General features: G+C 58.4%; 15 protein-coding genes. 10 read left to right on the forward strand and 5 right to left on the reverse strand.

Going from position 1 to position 18,111, the window contains the following annotated elements; all coding sequences use genetic code 11:
- The first annotated feature begins 11 nt into the window (after positions 1–11).
- From KBP52_RS02225 to KBP52_RS02240, 4 genes are all read left to right on the forward strand, one after another.
- On the forward strand, positions 12–641 hold the full coding sequence (locus KBP52_RS02225) for a DNA repair protein (protein WP_212621929.1): 630 nt from the start codon (positions 12–14) through the stop codon (positions 639–641).
- Positions 642–658: 17 nt separating this feature from the next.
- Positions 659–1,129 (forward strand): YbjN domain-containing protein, encoded by a 471-nt coding sequence (locus tag KBP52_RS02230; RefSeq protein WP_212621930.1) that lies wholly within the window; start codon positions 659–661, stop codon positions 1,127–1,129.
- Entirely contained in the window at positions 1,126–2,073 is a 948-nt protein-coding gene (locus KBP52_RS02235) for a peptidylprolyl isomerase (RefSeq protein ID WP_212621931.1), read from the forward strand. Before KBP52_RS02230 ends, KBP52_RS02235 begins: the two co-directional genes overlap by 4 nt.
- A gap of 158 nt (positions 2,074–2,231) precedes the next feature.
- Entirely contained in the window at positions 2,232–3,212 is a 981-nt protein-coding gene (locus tag KBP52_RS02240) for a LysR family transcriptional regulator (protein ID WP_212621932.1), read from the forward strand.
- A gap of 559 nt (positions 3,213–3,771) precedes the next feature.
- Here the strand turns inward: KBP52_RS02240 and KBP52_RS02245 are convergent.
- On the reverse strand, positions 3,772–4,131 hold the full coding sequence (locus KBP52_RS02245; RefSeq protein ID WP_077572973.1) for a hypothetical protein: 360 nt from the start codon (positions 4,129–4,131) through the stop codon (positions 3,772–3,774).
- A gap of 605 nt (positions 4,132–4,736) precedes the next feature.
- On the reverse strand, positions 4,737–8,618 hold the full coding sequence (locus KBP52_RS02250) for a hypothetical protein (RefSeq protein WP_212621933.1): 3,882 nt from the start codon (positions 8,616–8,618) through the stop codon (positions 4,737–4,739).
- A gap of 263 nt (positions 8,619–8,881) precedes the next feature.
- On the opposite strand from KBP52_RS02250, the gene KBP52_RS02255 reads away from it, so the two are divergent.
- Complete coding sequence (locus tag KBP52_RS02255; protein WP_077572681.1) at positions 8,882–9,400, forward strand: GNAT family N-acetyltransferase; 519 nt, start codon at positions 8,882–8,884, stop codon at positions 9,398–9,400.
- Between the two features lies 1 nt (position 9,401).
- Here KBP52_RS02255 and KBP52_RS02260 read toward each other — a convergent pair whose 3' ends face one another.
- Positions 9,402–10,094: an aspartate/glutamate racemase family protein gene (locus tag KBP52_RS02260; protein ID WP_212621934.1), complete on the reverse strand. Its 693-nt coding sequence runs from the start codon at positions 10,092–10,094 to the stop codon at positions 9,402–9,404.
- A 211-nt stretch (positions 10,095–10,305) separates the two neighbouring features.
- Here KBP52_RS02260 and KBP52_RS02265 point away from each other — a divergent pair, with 211 nt between their 5' ends.
- Positions 10,306–10,797 (forward strand): hypothetical protein, encoded by a 492-nt coding sequence (locus tag KBP52_RS02265; protein ID WP_212621935.1) that lies wholly within the window; start codon positions 10,306–10,308, stop codon positions 10,795–10,797.
- A gap of 511 nt (positions 10,798–11,308) precedes the next feature.
- On the opposite strand, the gene KBP52_RS02270 is transcribed toward KBP52_RS02265, so the two are convergent.
- Together KBP52_RS02270 and ccoN are read right to left on the reverse strand one after the other, a co-directional pair.
- Positions 11,309–11,527, reverse strand: coding sequence for a hypothetical protein (locus KBP52_RS02270; protein WP_016983187.1), 219 nt, complete (start codon positions 11,525–11,527; stop codon positions 11,309–11,311).
- Between the two features lie 18 nt (positions 11,528–11,545).
- The gene (gene ccoN / locus KBP52_RS02275; RefSeq protein WP_116033033.1) at positions 11,546–12,973 is read right to left on the reverse strand and encodes a cytochrome-c oxidase, cbb3-type subunit I; all 1,428 of its coding nucleotides are present in this window, start codon (positions 12,971–12,973) and stop codon (positions 11,546–11,548) included.
- A gap of 349 nt (positions 12,974–13,322) precedes the next feature.
- Here ccoN and KBP52_RS02280 point away from each other — a divergent pair, with 349 nt between their 5' ends.
- The 4 genes from KBP52_RS02280 (at position 13,323) to KBP52_RS02295 (ending at position 18,086) form a co-directional block, all read left to right on the forward strand.
- Entirely contained in the window at positions 13,323–14,996 is a 1,674-nt protein-coding gene (locus tag KBP52_RS02280) for a nitrite/sulfite reductase (protein WP_212621936.1), read from the forward strand.
- Positions 14,993–15,472 (forward strand): DUF934 domain-containing protein, encoded by a 480-nt coding sequence (locus KBP52_RS02285; RefSeq protein ID WP_212621937.1) that lies wholly within the window; start codon positions 14,993–14,995, stop codon positions 15,470–15,472. Before KBP52_RS02280 ends, KBP52_RS02285 begins: the two co-directional genes overlap by 4 nt.
- A 233-nt stretch (positions 15,473–15,705) precedes the next feature.
- Positions 15,706–16,680, forward strand: coding sequence for a hypothetical protein (locus KBP52_RS02290; RefSeq protein WP_212621938.1), 975 nt, complete (start codon positions 15,706–15,708; stop codon positions 16,678–16,680).
- Between the two features lie 731 nt (positions 16,681–17,411).
- Entirely contained in the window at positions 17,412–18,086 is a 675-nt protein-coding gene (locus tag KBP52_RS02295; RefSeq protein WP_077572687.1) for a DUF3313 domain-containing protein, read from the forward strand.
- Positions 18,087–18,111 lie beyond the last annotated feature (25 nt).

Here is an 18,111-nt window from a genome sequence, read left to right on the forward strand (position 1 = left end):
GGGAGAGGGTTATGAAAACGCGTTTTGTGTTGCTCGGGCTCGGGCTGTTGATCGCCACCGGGGCCAGTGCCGAAGGCATGGAAGAACGCCTGCGTACGCAATTGCGCAGCACCACGCAGCAGTTGCAGGCCCTGCAAAGTCAGCAGGCCCAGGCCAGCGCCGCGCAGCTGGCGGCGCAAAACGAAGCCAAGGCTGCGCAGGCGCAAATCAAGCAATTGAGTGCTGAGCTGGCCAAGGCCAAAGGCGTCGCCGAGCAACTGGCCGGACAGCAACAAAGCCTGCACAGCCAGGCGCAGGCACAAGTGGCGGCCAGCGCCGAGCAGACCGGCAAGTTCAAAAAGGCCTATGACGAGTTGCTGGTCATGGCCCGTGCCAAAGAGGCAGAACGGTCTAAGCTTCAAGCGCAATTGGCTGAACGTGACACACAAGTGCAGCAATGTTCAGTCAAGAATCAGCAGATGTACGGCGTCGCCAAGCAGATCCTCACTGCCTACGAAAACATCGATGTGGCCGAGGTGATGAAGATCCGCCAGCCCTTTGCGGGCAGCGCCCGGGTCAAGTTCGATGAACTGGCTCAGGGGTTCGGTGACGAGCTTTACAAGACTCAATTCGACGCGCCGCAAGCGGCGCTCTCGCACTGATAGACAAGGAAGAAACAATGACTCAATTGATCAGCCACGTATCGCCACAATCCCTGACCGACGTCCTGCAAGCCGCCGGTTATCGCGTGAACCAGACCGAACAGAACGGCATCGTCCAGTTGCTCAGCGCCAGCCAGGGCATCGGTTACGCCGTGCGTTTTGGTAATCCGGCGGTGGAGCAGGGCAGCTACGTTGATTTCACCTTCAGCTGTGCGCTGCGGGTGCAGGGTGAGTTGCCACAGGGTGTGGCCGAGCAGTGGAACGCCAGCCGTCGTTTTGCGCGGTTGTCGTTGCAGGGAGAGTTTCTGGTGATGGAAATGGACGTGGTCGTGGCGGCGGGCGTGAGCAACGATCACCTGCGTGGCAACCTGGAATTGTGGGATCGCCTGCTGCAGGAATTCATCGTCTACCTGCGTGACTTCACCCAGAACGGCACCGCGCAGACCGCTAAAGTCGCCGTCGCCGGGCAAGAGGAAGTCGCGCTGTGAAAAAGCCTGCCATGGTGATCAGCGCTGCGGCAGTGGCGCTGTTGGTGGTGGCCGTGGCGCTGGTGGTGCGGCCGGGCAGTGACCCGGTCGCCGCCCAGCAATCGTCGTCCGTGACGGTGGTTGCAACGGGGCCGGCGGTGGCGCGGTTGGGCAATCAGCAGGTAAGCCCTGCGGAACTTCAAACGTTGCTGGCGACGGTGCCAGCGGAAACCCGCGAACAATTGCGCGGCAATCGTGAGGCGCTGGAACGCTGGATTCGCACGCGTCTGGCGGAAAAAGCCGTACTCGAACAGGCCGACGCTCAAGGTTGGGCGCAGCGCCCCGAGGTTGCGCGGCAGACCCGCGCGGCGACTGAACAGATCGTGTTCCGTGATTACTTGCGTTCGGTCAGTGAAGTGCCGGCGGATTATCCGAGTGCGGCTGAATTGCAGCAGGCTTATGACGCGGGCAAAGCCAATTGGCAGACGCCGGCGTTGTATCGGGTCAGCCAGATTTTCCTTGGGGTAAATGATCCGCAGAATCTTGAATCGGTGCGCAAACAGGCGCTCGAACTGAGCAAAAAGGCCCAGGCGACGCCGGCAGAATTTGCTGCATTGGCGACTCAATATTCACAGGATCGCGTCACCGCTGAACGCGGTGGCGATAGCGGCCTGCAACCGTTGCAGCAACTGGTGCCGGAAGTGCGTGGCGCCGTGGCGCGGCTCAAGGTCGGCGCGGTTTCCGATCCCGTTCAAAGTGCCGCCGGGTTCCACGTGATCAAACTCACCGAGCAACAACCGGCGCGTCTGGCGACCCTCGACGAACTGCGCGATCAACTGACCCAGGCCTTGCGTACGCAGCGCCAGGAACAAATCGCCCAAGCCTATCTGGACGGCATGCTCAACACCGCCACATTGAGCATCGACGGTGCCGAACTAAACAAAGTCCTCGAGGAAAAGCACTAATCCCAGTTTCACCACAAACCCCCTGTAGGAGTGAGCCTGCTCGCGATAGCGGTGTGTCAGGTTAAGAAATGTCGACTGACACACCGCTATCGCGAGCAGGCTCACTCCTACAGGGGAATTGCGTAACGACAAATACAAAGATCGACAGGGAGTCATCGATGTCATTCACCGAACCCGCAGGACGACCGGGCACCAGCGATTACCGCTGGCCACACGACAACAGCGAACCGTGGCTCGCACACGCCGCGACCATCGACGCCGACGTCGCCCAATACTTCCTGGTCAGCGCCCGCTGCGGCTGCTTCATGCAAGCCGCACGCAGCCTCAACGTGCGCTCGACCTTGCTGCGCAAACAACTCGCGCAGCTTGAGCAAGAACTTCAGCACACGCTGTTCAGCTTTCAGGGCAGCGCCTTGAGCCTGACCCGCGAAGGCCAGCAACTGCAGGCCAAACTGGTGGCGCTGGCCAACGAACGCAAACTCCCGGTGATCGAACAACCACTGATTCGCCTCGCCGTCGCCGAATCGGTCCTCCACGACATCCTCGGCCGCGACCTCATCGCCCTGCTGCGCCGCAACGCCAGCGTGCGCCTGGAAATCATCGCGCTGGACAGCGAACTGTCCCTGCGCGCGGTCAGCGCCGACATCGTCCTCTGGCTTGCCCACGGCGAAACCCCACACCCCGGCCCGACCTTCGCCACCAGCGAACCGCAAGCGCTGGCGCGTCTCGACTACCTGCCGCACATCGCCAAGCGCTACTCCCGCGTCACCGCGCGCCCGGACACGCCTGATGACCTCGCCGACTTCATGTTGGTGCAATGGCAGCATGATCGGCAGATCGACAGCTTCCGCCCGTGGAATGAGTTGGTTGCACAGCGGTTGGCCGGGGTGGTGCAGATGCAGTCTTACGAGTTGATGCTGGAGATGATTCGTTGCAGCGCCTGCATCGGTTTGTTGCCGGCGTACATGAGCCGGTTTGATCGTGGTCTGATCGCCCTGCCGGGGTTGTTCGAAGAGCCTATGCAATTGCAGGCATGGCTGGCCGTTAATGCCGAGTCGCAGAATGTGGCTGAAGTGCAGACTCTCACGGACCTCATCCACCATACTTTCAACGAACGTCACGAATGGTTTCAGTCCTGAACGAGATTCCCCCTTGGAAACCAGCCTGCTGGCGATGACTATCATCACTGATGAGATGTGGGCACACCTCGACCCCTGTGGGAGCTGGCTTGCCAGCGATGGCGGCCTGCGAGCCGACCGATCTCTTGCTGATGCACCCGGCTCAACTGTAGGAGTGAGCCTGCTCGCGATGGCGACTTCACAGGCACCGCCCAATGGTGGCCATACCCCTAAACCGTTGGCGGCAGCGGTGCGATGATCCGACTGCCAGCGATGCCAGCGATGCGAGCCAACGCATCGACAAATTCGACACAAAAACAAAACCCGCCGCCCCGATGAGTAGGAACGGCGGGTTTCGTTTGTCTAAAGATTGCTGCGCCTGTCATTCAGCCTTGTCGAGCAAGCCCGTTCCCACACACTCGGCGGTGTAAACGCAGCCGTGTGATCGACAGAAATTGATCGTCCCCACGCGCAGCAAAGGAATGCAGCCCGGGACGCTCTGCGTTCCTTCCGAAGCCGAACGCGGATCGTCCGTTGAGGCATTCCTTCTGCGCGTGGGAGCGATCATCGGGAGGAGGCGCTACTGCGGCAACTCCAGATTATCCATCACCCGATTCACCGCCAGTTCGCCGAGCATGATCAGTTGCGCGATCCCTAAAAGCGTCCGTCGCTGTGACGCGGGTATGAGGTGGGCGAAGTCATGGGCGATGGTTCTGGCGCAAGCGAGTGTTTCGCTGGCATCGGCGAGCAGTTCCTCGTTTTTGAAGTCGGCAGTGACAGCGTACATCCGGCGGGTTTTACGTGGCGGCGGGGTAGAGCCGGGTGGGCAGAGGTAATGGTCGAGCGCGCGTTCGGCGGCGTCGTTGAGCTTTTTTGAATCGAGGGATTCGTAGGGGGAGGCGAGGTCGGTTTCGGGTGGGTTGGGTGTTGGTTTGATCATGGTGAAGCTCCTACAAGGTGGAGCCGCTAAAACCCGTCGCTAAACAGGTAAGGTGGCGGCTGGACGCAGGTTAGCGAACCGGGTGTAGGCGCCCGGCAGACCCGAAGGTCTCCCGCGCACAGCCGCCATAACGCAAATTGTAGATAAGCATCCACAGTCGAGTTTGGAGCGCTGGTGCGCCTACAAAGATTCAGGTCGCTAAACCCGATCGCTGATTCGTCAGCGACCGCACCACAATAGAACCCGCTCCCAAGGCGCACAAGCCGGCGGATTCTGGCGTAGCTGTAGGCAATGGCGCAAGAATTTGTAGCCTGAAAGGCGTGTCTGAAGGTGTCTTTTAAACACCATCATTTAATAGGCACTTTGTGCTGACCTCACGAACCTCTTCGCGAGCGGGCTCGCACACATTTGCAATGCGTTTCCCTGTAGGAGTGAGCCTGCTCGCGAAGGGGCCGCTTTGGCCAGTAGAAAACTCACGGTTAAAACCACTCTGTTTAAATCATTGGCAAAAACTGGAAGGCTTCTTGCGGTAGCCGTGAGTTCGCTCTGGGCGTCAAAAGTTTGCTTTAAAGGAAGGGGCTGGTAAATAAATGCGTCCCCTTTTCTTATGGTGTTAGATGAAAGGCATCTAAATAAAAGCGTTCCGTGGTAGAAAATTCTAGCTGGTTTATGCCTGTCGCAGAAATTACAGCATAAGTCGGGCGATCAGAACTTTTTGATAGTTCCACTCTAGTTAAAAAAATATCGTCCTCCGAGAATGCGGTCACTGTGTTGTCTATGCCTGGTAGGTCAAGTGAGCGATGATAAAAGGATACTTCTTTACATGTTGCTTTAAGTTTTATTCTGAATTTTCCACTTAGGGGCGTGCGTATGGCGTGACCGTCAACCTCGTGACCAATAAAAAAGCTAACCTCTTGAATTCCCATTTGGGCGTTTTGAGTGTCTTCGATAAGAGTGATTTTCATGAAAGGTGTTTCAATGCTTTGGTTTAGCGAAATGCTTTGAATTGGGGTTTTTTCGAAGTCTTCTATCATTTCTCCCTGAAAGACATTGAAACTATAAGAGTCAGACTCCAGCTGACTTCCGTATAGCGCATTAGCTTTGAACTTTCGCAATCCTACGGGCAGGTCAGCGACTTCTTTCGTCCAAATACCTGACGCCATATCCACGCTGGCTTTACCTCTGAACTCCGTACCATCGAACACTTCTATGTTCTGTCCCTTGGCCGCTCTACCGCTCAACGTAACGGCTGTTTCCACTGTGTCGCCGCCTTCTGTTATGTCCTCACCGCTTATTGTGCCTTTGACCGAAACAATGGTCGGGGCGATGTCTTCAATCACGGTCACAAAACGCACATTCGAATACACCGAACCGCTGTGATACAGGGACTTTGCATACAGTCGGTGTGCAAGCTCCTGGACAGCAACTTCGATTTCACGGTTCCACTCACCTTTATCATCTACCGGTGCGATGCCTTTGGACACCGCGCTTGCTTCGTCACCATCGAAAATCTCGACCTTCTGGCCGTAGCTTGCCGTGCCCTTGAGTTTCAACTGGGTGCTGACGGTGAATTGACGATCAGGCACCTCGATGCCTTTGTCATCCTGCACGCTGTCCAGCGTCGGCACTACCGATGCCACCACGACAATATTCCAGGTATTCGAAAGTGTGCCGTCCTTGCGTCTGGCGCTCAGGCTGTAGGTAGTTCCGGCAATCAGAGCAGTCAGTATGAAAGTCCATTCTCCCTTTGAATCTACTTCAATTTCGGTATTCGGCATCAGCGTGCCGTTATTGGCCAGATCGATTTTTGTGTCTGGAGTGGCCGTACCCGACAGGATAATCGCCGTTTCTACGGTCTGGTCGCCGGCGGGAATGTCTTCATTGCTGGACGAGCCTTTGACAGAGTCAATGATCGGCACCACATCCTCGACGGCTTTGACCCGGTAGCGTTTCACCGGTCCTGCAATGGCCTCTTCCTCAACCTGGCTCAGGGTCAATGCCACTTTGAAAACGATTTCAAGATAGGTGTCATGGCCTAGCACTTTGAGATAGCTAAAAGGCACGGCTCGATCAAATTTGCCGGCGTTTATCCAGGTCTGGTTGACCGATGAGCCTGGCACTGTCCAAATCGCGCGATTGTGAGCTGCGCCTTGAGCCGTTTTACCTTTGAGTTCCGCCCACACTGGCTGGCCACTTTTGATGAATGCCCAGACCCCCGCACGGAACGTCGCCCCCGCCGTGACTTTGCTCAGATCCAGTTCATCCCCCTCGGCCTCCACGATGTTCAGCTTGTCCAGCTCAGCAGCGGGCAGCGGTGTAACGGTCACGGTCAGTGTTTCAGAGGGGATTTCACCGGTGCCTGTGGTCACTTCGTATTCGAGTGTGAAGGTTTGCGCAGTGTTGCCAATGTTGGCGGCAATGGCTTCGGCAGGAATCAGGAACTCGACTCCGCCGCTGATAACGCCCGGTTTGGCGGGAATATCTGGTGATCCTGCACCGGGAGTGCCCGTCATGACCAGTTTGATGCTGTGTGTCTCGTTCATACCGGTAAAGGTCACGACAACTCGGGCACCTGTTTGCGCGTCGAGTGGCGCCAAAGTCACACTCGCGCCGTTGCCTGTCGTTTGCGGCATTTGGGGCAACGGCAAGGGGTTTTCCAGCGCCACGCCGACACTGAACGTCAACGTATCCGAATAACTCGTCCCGCCCGCCGCGCGCACGATGTGATACCGGGCCTCCACCGTTCCGCCTTCATTGCCCTTGATCACCGCCGCCGGGATCGGGAACGGTACTCTCTGACCGGCGGTAAATTCGTTCAGCTTGATCGAGTCGGTATACTCGCCGGTCTTTGAACCCTTCCAGAACATGAACGCTTCATCGTTTTTGACCGTTTTCGTGTAGGTCACCGTCGCGGTGGTGCCGGCGGTGTCGGCGGGCAGCACACCGTTCACCACGCCGGCCACTTCCGGTTCCGGCAGTTCCAGGCGCGGTTCGCCGACTCGCAGGATGTCGGTGTGGATCGACTCGCGAATGGCGTGAGTGGCCTCGAACAGATCCAGCGTGGCGAGCACCGAGTCCGGGAGCCATTGCTGGTAATAGAACTCCACCGTACCACCGTTGACCGTGGCCAGATGTTTGCCATCGATGCTGTATGCCAGCGGTAGTCCGGCGACGATTTCGTTGTGGGTGATGGGACGTAAAGCCAGGTCAGGCAGGTAGGGTTCGAGGCCAGGCGTGGTGCCGAGCATGAATATCTTGAGAGCCTGGCCTTCGGCAAAGGATTTATCGAATCGAATCTCCAGGCGTATCTTGTCCAGTGCGGGGTCCAGTGCTCCGGAGTTCTCGTCCAGCACCTTCGGCGCGGCCAGCCGCTGGACTTCGCCGATGGCGCGGATGAACTGGCTTTTGGAGCGCAGATCGGCGGAGCCGTCGGCTTTTTCCAGGCGGTAGGACAAGGTGATCTGGGACTTGGCCAACTGGCGCAGCACGGCGTTGGGAGCCGTGGTTTCCATAACGCTCGGCACACTTTCCAACTTCACACCTGCTGACGGTTCCCAATCAATCGGCGGCCCCTCGACGGGGGTGCCCTTGATCCTGATGAATACCTCGTCTCCGACTTTGAACTTGCTCGTATCGGTAGCAATAACTTGCACGGTGCCGTCGGCGTCGGCCAGTTTGTCGACGTCCAGCTCGTTGTTCTGCGTTTCCTTGAGCAATGGCGCGACCAGCCGGGTCGCATCGACAGCCACCACCACACGCTGTTCGGCGCTCCAGTCTTCAGAGCGGTTGAAGACCTTGTCGAACACGTCGAACACCACGGCCACGCCGGGAAAATCCGCATCACCGGCCTCGCGGATGACCGCTTCGATGATGGTGATGATGATCGGCGCTTTGCCTTCGGCCTGTTCCTGGGTCAGCGGATCACTGAACACATAGATCCCGCCCCAACTCACGCGACACACATCACCGGCCGCAGCGTTGGAGTAGGGCGGTGTGCCGTCGGCTTTGCCAATGGTGATCGGCACGCCATCGGCGACGTTGTCCTTGTCGATGCCGCCGTCAAGAATCGCTTGGGGAATGATCATGATCAGCGGGGAATCACCGCCCGGGCGCGTCAGCTTGACCAGCACCTGCATGACGTCGGACGGTTGATCTGTGCCGCCCAACGGCTTGACGACATAGGACACCGCGAACCGGCCATCGACCATGTGCTCGAGAGGCACGAACATCTGCAGTTGCGTGTTGACCTCGGTCTTGTCGACGGTCTCTACCCAGACGTTCTGCCAGCTGCCCCAAGAGATCCTCAGCGTGTCGCCAATCGCCATGTTCCCCCACGGCCCCGCCCGGCACAGCAGGCCATGAAGCGGAAAGTTGCCCTGCGCCGCGGCGATGTTGATACCCCAGATTATGGGATTGTTCGACACCGGGCCGGTCCGCCCGGGGATGTCGAGTTCCTTGAGTGCCACGGGTTTGTTGGGGGCGGACATGGCAACGACTCCGGTCGGGAAGGTGACGGAGCGATTGAACGGCTAAATAGCGATTTGCGCACCTGTCAGATCTGACAGGTGCGGGCCGAAATCCGACGGGTGGTAGATGAGTGGCTGAGTTGCAGGTTTGTGTCAAATAACGCAAACGGTGAAGGAAAGATCGCTTTCGCGAGCAGGCTCGTTCCTACAGTATTTACACTCGCCAGACAGACAATCGGCGGTTTAGAGTGGTCAGCCACACATCGATCCAGGAAGGATCCGCCATGCCCGACCACAACGCCGCCATTCACATCGAACGCTTCGGCGAGTCGCACCTCGAGGCTGTCACTGCGCTTTACAACGAGCGGGCCGTCACCCGGCAGGTGTTGCAGATGCCGTTTCAGTCCGTCGACGTCTGGCGCCAACGGCTGCTGGCGGAAAATGAACGGGTGTTGAAGCTGGTCGCGCTGCATCAAGGCCAGGTCATCGGCCATCTGGGGCTGGAAAACTATTCGCGGATTCGTCGCAGCCACGCCGGCAGCGTCGGTATGGCAGTCGCCGTGGCGTGGCAGGGCAAAGGCGTGGGGTCGAAGCTGTTGGCGGCGGCGCTGGACGTCGCCGACAACTGGATGAATCTGCACCGCGTCGAACTCTCGGTTTACGCCGACAATGAGGCCGCCATCGCGCTCTACCGCAAATTCGGTTTCGAGACCGAAGGCCTGTTTCGTGATTACGCAGTGCGCGACGGGCAATGGGTCGACACCCTGAGCATGGCCCGCCTGCGCAGTCGTCCGAAGACCTGAATCAGTCGCCCAAGGCGAACGCCACCGCCGACTGCGCATGCAGCTCGGTGGTGTCGAGCAGGGGCAGGGTGCTGTGTTCGGGTTTGAGCAACAGGCCGATTTCCGTGCAGCCGAGGATGATTGCCTGAGCGCCGCGCGCGGTGAGGGATTCGATCACTCGCTGATAGATTTGTCGCGACTGATCGCTGATCACGCCGACGCAGAGTTCGTCGTAGATGATTCGGTGCACGTCCTTGCGCTCGGCTTCGTCCGGCACCAATACCGTCAAACCCTGAGCAATCAAACGTTGCTTGAGAAAGTCCTGTTCCATCGTGAATGCCGTGCCGAGCAAGCCGACGGTGCGAGCATCAATCTCCAGCGCAGCGTGTGCGGCCGGTTCGGCAATATGCAGAAACGCAATGCTGATCGCCGCCTGAATCTGTTCGGCCACCTTGTGCATGGTGTTGGTACACAGCACCACACATTCCGCGCCGCCGGCTTCGAGCCTGCGCGCGGCATCGACCAGAATCGCTGCCGCATCGTCCCAGCGCCCGGCGTGCTGGGCCTGTTCGACAGGGCCGAAGTCGACGCTGTACATCAGCAATTGCGCCGAACGCAACGGGCCGAGACGATCCCGGACTTGCTGATTGATGAGTCGATAGTATTCGGCGCTGGATTCCCAGCTCATGCCGCCGATCAGGCCGATGGTGCGCATTGGATGTCCTCAGGCAAATGACAGTGTCGAGCGTTCAGGTGTGTCCGGAGTTTCCTGTTGTTCAACATTCGATGCCAGTAACAAGTGACTGTACTGCTGATCTTTCACGCAAGTGTCATGGTGCTTTATCGGGCTGGTGCAGGTTAAACGTACGCCGGGGCTGGTATCTGCCACTATCGACCTTTGCAGCTCCTTTCCGAGGAACACCGCTATGGACGACGTACAACAACTGGGCGAGATGCTTCGTCATTACGCCGAGAGCGAAGCGCACAAGAAGCAACTGTTCGAGACGCAATCGGCAGCATGGGCATCGCGGATTACTGCGCTGTTCGGCGATATTCAGCAATGGCTGGAACCGGTGCAGGCACCGAATCTGCTGGAGGTGAGTCGTGAGGCTTATGTCGCGTTCGGGCCAAGCACGCCAGTGGAAACCTCGACCTTCAAGACGGAAAAGCTGAGCATTGTGATTGCCGGCAAACCGGTGGAGTTCGTGCCGGATGTGATGGGCAGCGCGGGGCAGATTTCATTGGCGGCGATGGGGCTGACGGCGGCGCGTTATGGCAGCATTTCGTTGGTAGGGCTGCCGAACGGTGAGTGGCAGTGGCGCAAGACCAATGGGCTGAAGGATCCGGATACGTTTGCCTTCGACGCCAACTTCCTAGCCCAACAACTGCAAAGCCTGATTCCTCGCGACCGTAGTTAAGATCAAGAGCTTACCCCCTCACCCCAGCCCTCTCCCCCAGGGGGGCGAGGGGGAAAGGGAGCCGATTGGGGGATGGCCAAAACCTGAGTTCGACTGGATATTTCAGGTCGGTGTACCCGAAAAGACACTTTGATCAGTTCGCTCTCTCCCAAGGGGGAAAGGGAGCCGATTGGGGGATGGCCAAAACCTGAGTTCGACTGGATATTTCAGGTCGGTGTACCCGAAAAGACACTTTGATCAGTTCGCTCTCTCCCAAGGGGGAAAGGGAGCAGACCGAGTGCTGATCAAAACTTGAGTTCAACTTGATATTTCAGGTCGGCGTAACTCGAACAAACCACTCGGTCAGTTCCCTCTCCCTCCGGGTGAGAGGGGAAAGGGAGCCGATCTTCATTGTTTTTGAGATTGCATTCACCCGAGATATTTCAGGTCGGCGTCACTCGAACAAACCACGCGGTCAGTTCCCTCTCCCTCTGGGAGAGGGCTAGGGTGAGGGCAGCCCATCTGACACCCCTCACATATCGAGATTGACCCACCCCGGCTTCGCCACCTCCGGTGCCACCGCTTTCACGGTTTTACCGGTGGCCAGCTCCACCCGCCGCGCCACCTCCGGATCATCAGCAAACGGCACCATGCTCGCTTCATCCAGGCTGTCCGCCGTCTCCCGCCGCAAGCAGTACTCGACCGCCAGCCACAGAAACACCACGCCCAACACATCAAAGAAAATCTCCATCACGAGCGGCTCCCTGCCTCAGGCGATCTGCGCTTCACGGTGGGCCAATGCCACGTCGGCAACCCGCACCGTACGCCACACGTTATAAGCCATCAGCAACATCCCGGTGAGGAAGAACACCCCGCCGGCAAAGCGCACGATGAACCCCGGATGACTGGCCTGCAGCGCTTCGACAAACGAATAGGTCAGCGTGCCGTCCTCGTTGATCGCCCGCCACATCAGGCCTTGGGTGATGCCGTTGACCCACATGGAGGCGATGTACAACACCGTGCCGATGGTCGCCAACCAGAAGTGCAGGTTGATCAGCGGCGTGCTGTACATCTGCTCGCGGCCAAACACTTTCGGCACCATGTGATAGGTCGCGCCGAAGGTGATCATCGCCACCCAGCCCAAGGCGCCGGCGTGGACGTGGCCGATGGTCCAGTCGGTGTAGTGGGAGAGGGCGTTAACGGTTTTGATCGCCATCATCGGTCCTTCAAACGTCGACATACCGTAGAACGCCAGCGACAGCACCAGGAAGCGCAAAATCGGGTCGGTGCGCAACTTATGCCAGGCACCGGACAAGGTCATCATGCCGTTGATCATCCCGCCCCAGCTCGGCGCGAGCAGGATCAGTGACATGGCCATGCCCAGCGACTGCGCCCAGTCCGGCAGCGCGGTGTAGTGCAAATGGTGCGGGCCGGCCCAGATGTACAGGGTGATCAGCGCCCAGAAGTGCACGATCGACAAACGATACGAATACACCGGCCGATTGACCTGTTTCGGCACGAAGTAATACATCATCCCGAGGAACCCGGTGGTCAGGAAGAAACCCACCGCGTTGTGCCCATACCACCACTGCACCATGGCGTCGGTGGCGCCGGAATACACCGGATAGGACTTGAACCAGTCCACCGGAATCGACAGGTGGTTGACCACATGGAGCATGGCGATCACCAGAATGAACGCGCCGAAAAACCAGTTGCCGACGTAGATGTGTTTGGTCTTGCGCTGCACCACGGTAGTGAAAAACACCACGGCGTAGGCGACCCAGACCACGGCCATCCACACCGCGCCGGAGAATTCGATCTCGGCGTATTCCTTGGTGGTGGTGTAGCCCATTGGCAGGGTGATCAGCATGATCACGATCACCGATTGCCAGCCCCAGAAGGTGAACGCGGCGAGTTTGTCTGAATACAGCCGCACCTGGCAGGTGCGCTGCACCGCGTAGTAACTGGCGGCGAATTGCGCGCTGCCGGCGAATCCGAAAATCACCAGGCTGGTGTGCAGCGGTCGCAGTCGGCCGAAGGTGGTCCATGGCAGGTCCAGGTTCATCTCTGGCCACACCAGTTGCGAGGCGATAAAAACCCCCATCGCCATGCCCACCACACCCCAAAAGATCGTTGCAATGACGAATTGGCGGACGACCTTGTAGTTGTAAGCCTGTCCGATTGTTGCTGTGCTCATGGTCAGTTCATCCACGGTTGCAAAGTCTTGCCAGGCCACCCGGTCTGGCATGAGCTGCACTGTAGAAACCCCGCCAGAAACAAAACAGGCTCAGGAATCTTAGATTTGTGCGGATCAGATTGACGGGCTGACTGCGGCGTTCTGCCGCGCCCTGATATGGTTTTTATCGCTTCAGGTGAATCTGTAACGTGCTGCGCTGCTTCGTCATAGTGCTCTGAAGAAAACTGTAGGAGTGAGCCTGCTCGCGATAGCGGTGTGTCAGTCAACATCTCAGTTGCCTGACACACCGCTATCGCGAGCAGGCGAAGGCCTACAGGAATTGTGTGCGTCCTGATGAGGTGGCAGTTGCATGTATCAATACGATGATTACGACCGGGCGCTGGTGTTCGAGCGCGTTGCGCAGTTTCGCGATCAGGTCGAGCGCTTCATGGCCGGGGAACTGAGCGAAGAGGAGTTTTTGCCGCTGCGCCTGCAAAACGGCCTGTACATGCAAAAGCACGCCTACATGCTGCGCGTGGCGATTCCCTACGGCACGTTGAACGCCAAGCAGATGCGCACGCTGGCGAGCATCGCCAGCGACTATGATCGCGGTTACGGCCACTTCACCACGCGGCAGAACATGCAGTTCAACTGGATCGAACTGAGCGACGTGCCGGATATTCTCGAACGTCTGGCGCAGGTCAACATGCATGCGATCCAGACCTCCGGCAACTGTGTGCGCAACATCACCACCGAGGCGTTCGCCGGGGTCGCGGCGGACGAGTTGATCGACCCGCGTCCACTGGCCGAGATTCTGCGGCAGTGGTCGACGATCAATCCGGAATTCCTCTTTCTGCCGCGCAAATTCAAGATTGCCATTTGCTCGGCGAAGCAGGATCGCGCGGCGATCATGATGCACGACATCGGCCTGTATCTTTACCCCGGTCGCGACGGGCAGATGTTGCTGCGAGTGATCGTCGGCGGAGGTCTGGGGCGCACGCCGATTCTCGGTTTGCAGATTCGTGAAGGCTTGCCCTGGCAGCATTTGCTGTCCTACGTCGAAGCGGTTTTGCGCGTGTACAACCGCCACGGTCGGCGCGACAACAAGTACAAGGCGCGGATCAAGATTCTGGTCAAGGCGTTGGGCATCGAGGCGTTTGCCAAGGAAGTCGAGGAGGAGTGGCAACACCTCAAGGACGGCCCGGCGCAGTTGACCGAGGCCGAATATCAGAGGGTCGCCAGCGCGTTCGTGCCGCCGGTTTATCACACCCTGGCCGACACCGATCTGGACTTCGGCACGCGCCTGGCGGAAAGCCCGGCGTTTGCCCGTTGGGTCGCGCGCAACGTGCAACCGCACAAGGTGCCGGGTTACACCAGTGTGGTGCTGTCGACCAAACCGGGTATGGCTTCGCCACCGGGGGATGTCACCGCTGTGCAGATGCTGGCGGTGGCCGACTGGTCGCAGCGTTTCGGTTTTGGCGAGATTCGTATCGCCCATGAGCAGAACATCGTCCTGCCCGACGTGGCGAAAACCGACCTCTACGCGCTGTGGCAACTGGCGTGCAAACACGATCTGGGCAGTGCCAACGTCGGCCTGCTCACCGACATCATTGCCTGCCCCGGCGGCGATTTCTGTGCGTTGGCCAACGCCAAATCGATCCCGATCGCCCAGGCGATTCAGGCGCGTTTCGATAATCTCGATTACCTGCACGATCTGGGCGATATCAGCCTGAACATCTCCGGCTGCATGAACGCCTGCGGCCACCACCACATCGGCAATATCGGCATCCTCGGCGTCGATAAGAACGGCAGCGAGTGGTATCAGATCACCCTCGGTGGCGCCCAAGGTAAAAACAGCGCGTTGGGCAAAGTCATCGGCCCGTCGTTCAGCGCCGCTGAGGTGCCGCAGGTGATCGAGCGGATCATCGGCACCTTCGTGCGCTATCGCGAGCACGAGGAATTGTTTGTCGATACCGTGGCGCGGATCGGACTGGAGCCGTTCAAGGAGCGGGTCTATCCGAAGACGCTGGAGGCCACGGTATGAATAATTTGTTGCGGCTGGAGCAGGGTGTCGCGCGGATTGTGACGGACGATCCGTGGACGCTGGTGCGCGAGCCATCGACGCCAAGGCCTGATGGTTTGTTGATGCTGCCGCTGACGCATTGGCTGGAATCGCCGTCGACTCACGCGGTGTGGCTCGGCCCGGATGATGAGGTTGAAAGTCTGGTGCCGTGGTTGGCCTCGTTGCCACTGATCGCGCTGGACTTCCCGAGTTTTCGTGATGGCCGCGCTTACAGCCAGGCGTATCTGCTGCGTAGCCGTTTCGGCTGGGCAGGGGAGTTGCGCGCGATTGGCGATGTATTGCGCGATCAGCTCAGCCACATGCGCCAGTGCGGGTTCGACAGTTTCGCGGTGCGCGAGGACAAGTCTGCCGAGGATGCGCTGAAGGGGTTGGCCGGCATGAGCGTGTTGTATGGGCGTTCGGTGATCGAGCCACGTCCGCTGTTCCGTCGGCGCTGACGCTTGAAAAGATCGCAGCCTGCGGCAGCTCCTACAGTTGACCTCATGTAGGAGCTGCCGAAGGTTCGGGCCGCGTTCGGACGATCTTTTGATCTTCGATGTACACCGGGGAAACCCCTAGAAACCTGATGAATCGGGCATTTCTCCTTGGGTCAGTGGTGGCCTTTTGGTAGAGTCGCCGTCGCCAGCGGGTTTTCGGCTGGACGATGGAACCGAAGAAGGGAGTCTGATCAGTGAGTCCGGGCAAAAAAATCCTCGGCCTTACAGCGTTGTTGTTAATGGTGACGCTGTGGGCCAGTTACTTTTATGTATTCAAGGAAAACCGCGACGGCCAACTCGGCGGCGTCGGCGAAAGCACCACGTGGTGCGGCACGCCACCGTCCACGGAAGCGGCGTTGCTGGGCAAGGACCAGCTGACCTTGCGCGTCACCAACAACCTGCGCGGCGAGTTCATGCTCAGTGGTTCGCTGGTGGTCTCGGAGCGCACCTTCAACCGCTATGACCTCGCTCGCAACGAATTGCGCCTGCGTCTGGAGCCGTTGCAATGGTCCTACGGCGTCACGCCGATCTTCCTTGAACAGGTCAAGGTGCAGCCGCTGAGCCGCAACCTGTCGGCCACCAACAAAAGCGCCTATGCCGAACTTGAACCGCGCCCGATCGGTGTGCAGGGTCAGGTCACCGAATTTCCTTTCGACACCTATCGCTACGGCTACAAACCGGTGCTTTATTACCTCAAGGGCAGCGAACGCATTGATCTGCGCTTCAAGAACATCACCACGCTGATGGAGATGTCCAACACCTTCACGCCGATCCAGAAGTACAACCGCGTCGACTACATCAACGAGAAAACCTCGATGATTCGTGACGAGGATTACAAGGCTTACGGGCCGCACGAATGTGCGTTCAGTGTCGAGCGCAAGGGTTCGTTCAAGGTTGTGGTGTTGTTGCTGCTGTTGGTGCTGTGCCTGCCGTTGTTGCTGGTGTTTTACCGTAATGAACCGGGGATCGACTTCCTCGCCACGCTGCTGGGCGCGGCGATCGTACGGGTGCTGCTGATCGGGCCGGTGCAGGATTTCCAGCTGTACAACATCGACTTCCTGTTGGGCGCGGCGATATTGCTGGTGGGCACGGTGTCGTTGATCAAGGCGATGCACATCAACAGTCGGCGGGAGATGGCGTTGCGTAGTGGTGAGACTTCATCCTGGTAATCGGGTGAACCCTTAGAAGCCCCTCACCCTAACCCTCTCCCGGAGGGAGAGGGGACTGACCGAGGTGTCTGTCGTCCTGCACCGACGTGGAAGATCGAGTCGATTATGGATTCAAAGCCAACCGGTCACGTCTGTGTATCTCTCGAATCTCCCCCGATCGGTCCCCTCTATCTACCTCTGAGAGAGGGGACTGACCGAGTTGGATGTCGTCCTGCACCGACGTGAAAGGCCGAGTCGATTATGGATTCAAAGCCAATCAGTCTCCTCTATCTACCTCTGAAAGAGGGGACTGACCGAGTTGGCTGTCGTCCTGCACCGACATGAAAGACCGAGTCGATTATGGATTCAAAGCCTATCGCTCAAGTCGGCGGAATTCTTGAATATCCCCCAATCGGTCCCCTCTACCTCTGGGAGAGGGCTAGGGTGAGGGAAGACAATTTCCAGCCGGTCACTTAAGCGCCGGATCGCCCATGTTCATCTTCTTCCAGCCCTGCAACAGCATCTGCAGCGTTCTGGCTCAGATTGCTCCAATGCAGCGGATTCTTGAAGTTCACAAATGGCCAAGAGCTCGATGCAGCGTTGCCGGATGCTCGACGTCTTTCAAATGACGCTTGTGATCCGCCGCGCAGCGTTGCGTGAATATTGTGCTTTGCAATCGCAATTACTGAGGTTTTAGCTATACCTGTAACTCCCCCGGGCGAAGTTTTCGGCCTTCTGACAGGAGTTACAGCATGAAGCTAGCAGTGATGATGGGCACACTGTGTTTTGCCACCCTCGCAGTGGTAGGTTGTTCCAGCAAAACCGTCGACCCGAAAGAGTACTCCGGCTTCCTCAAGGACTACAGCCAGCTCAAGGAGGCCAAATCGCCGTCCGGTGCCGAGGTCATGCGCTGGATCGATCCGAAGGTCGACGTCAGGAAATTCACCAGCGTTTATATCGAGCCAACCCAGCTCTACCCGAAACCGCAACCGACCGCGAAGATCTCCCAGCAAACCCTCAATGGCATCACTTCCTACTACGATCAGGCGCTCAAGCGTGAAATCGGCAAAGACTTGCCGTTGGCGACCGGCCCAGGCCCTGGCGTGATTGTGGTGCGTGCGGCAATCACCGCCGTGAGCAGCTCCACCGAAGGACTGCACGCTTACGAGGTGATTCCGATTGCGTTGGTTGCCGCTGCGGTCAGCACCGCCAGCGGTATTCGCGATCAGGAAACTACGTTGGCCACCGAAGCGGTGTTCCTCGATGGCGCGAATAACAAGGTCGTCGCGCAAGTGGTGCGCAAAGGCACCGGCAAGCCACTGGAAAATGATTCGCAGGCAATGAGCACTAACGACGTCAAACCCGTCATTGATGGCTGGGCCTCAGACCTGCGTCAGTCGTATCTGAAGCTCAAGAAAGCCAAGTAAGCGCACCAGGCCGGATTGTCCGCGA

The organism is Pseudomonas sp. SCA2728.1_7 (assembly GCF_018138145.1).
Taxonomy (GTDB): domain Bacteria; phylum Pseudomonadota; class Gammaproteobacteria; order Pseudomonadales; family Pseudomonadaceae; genus Aquipseudomonas; species Aquipseudomonas koreensis_A.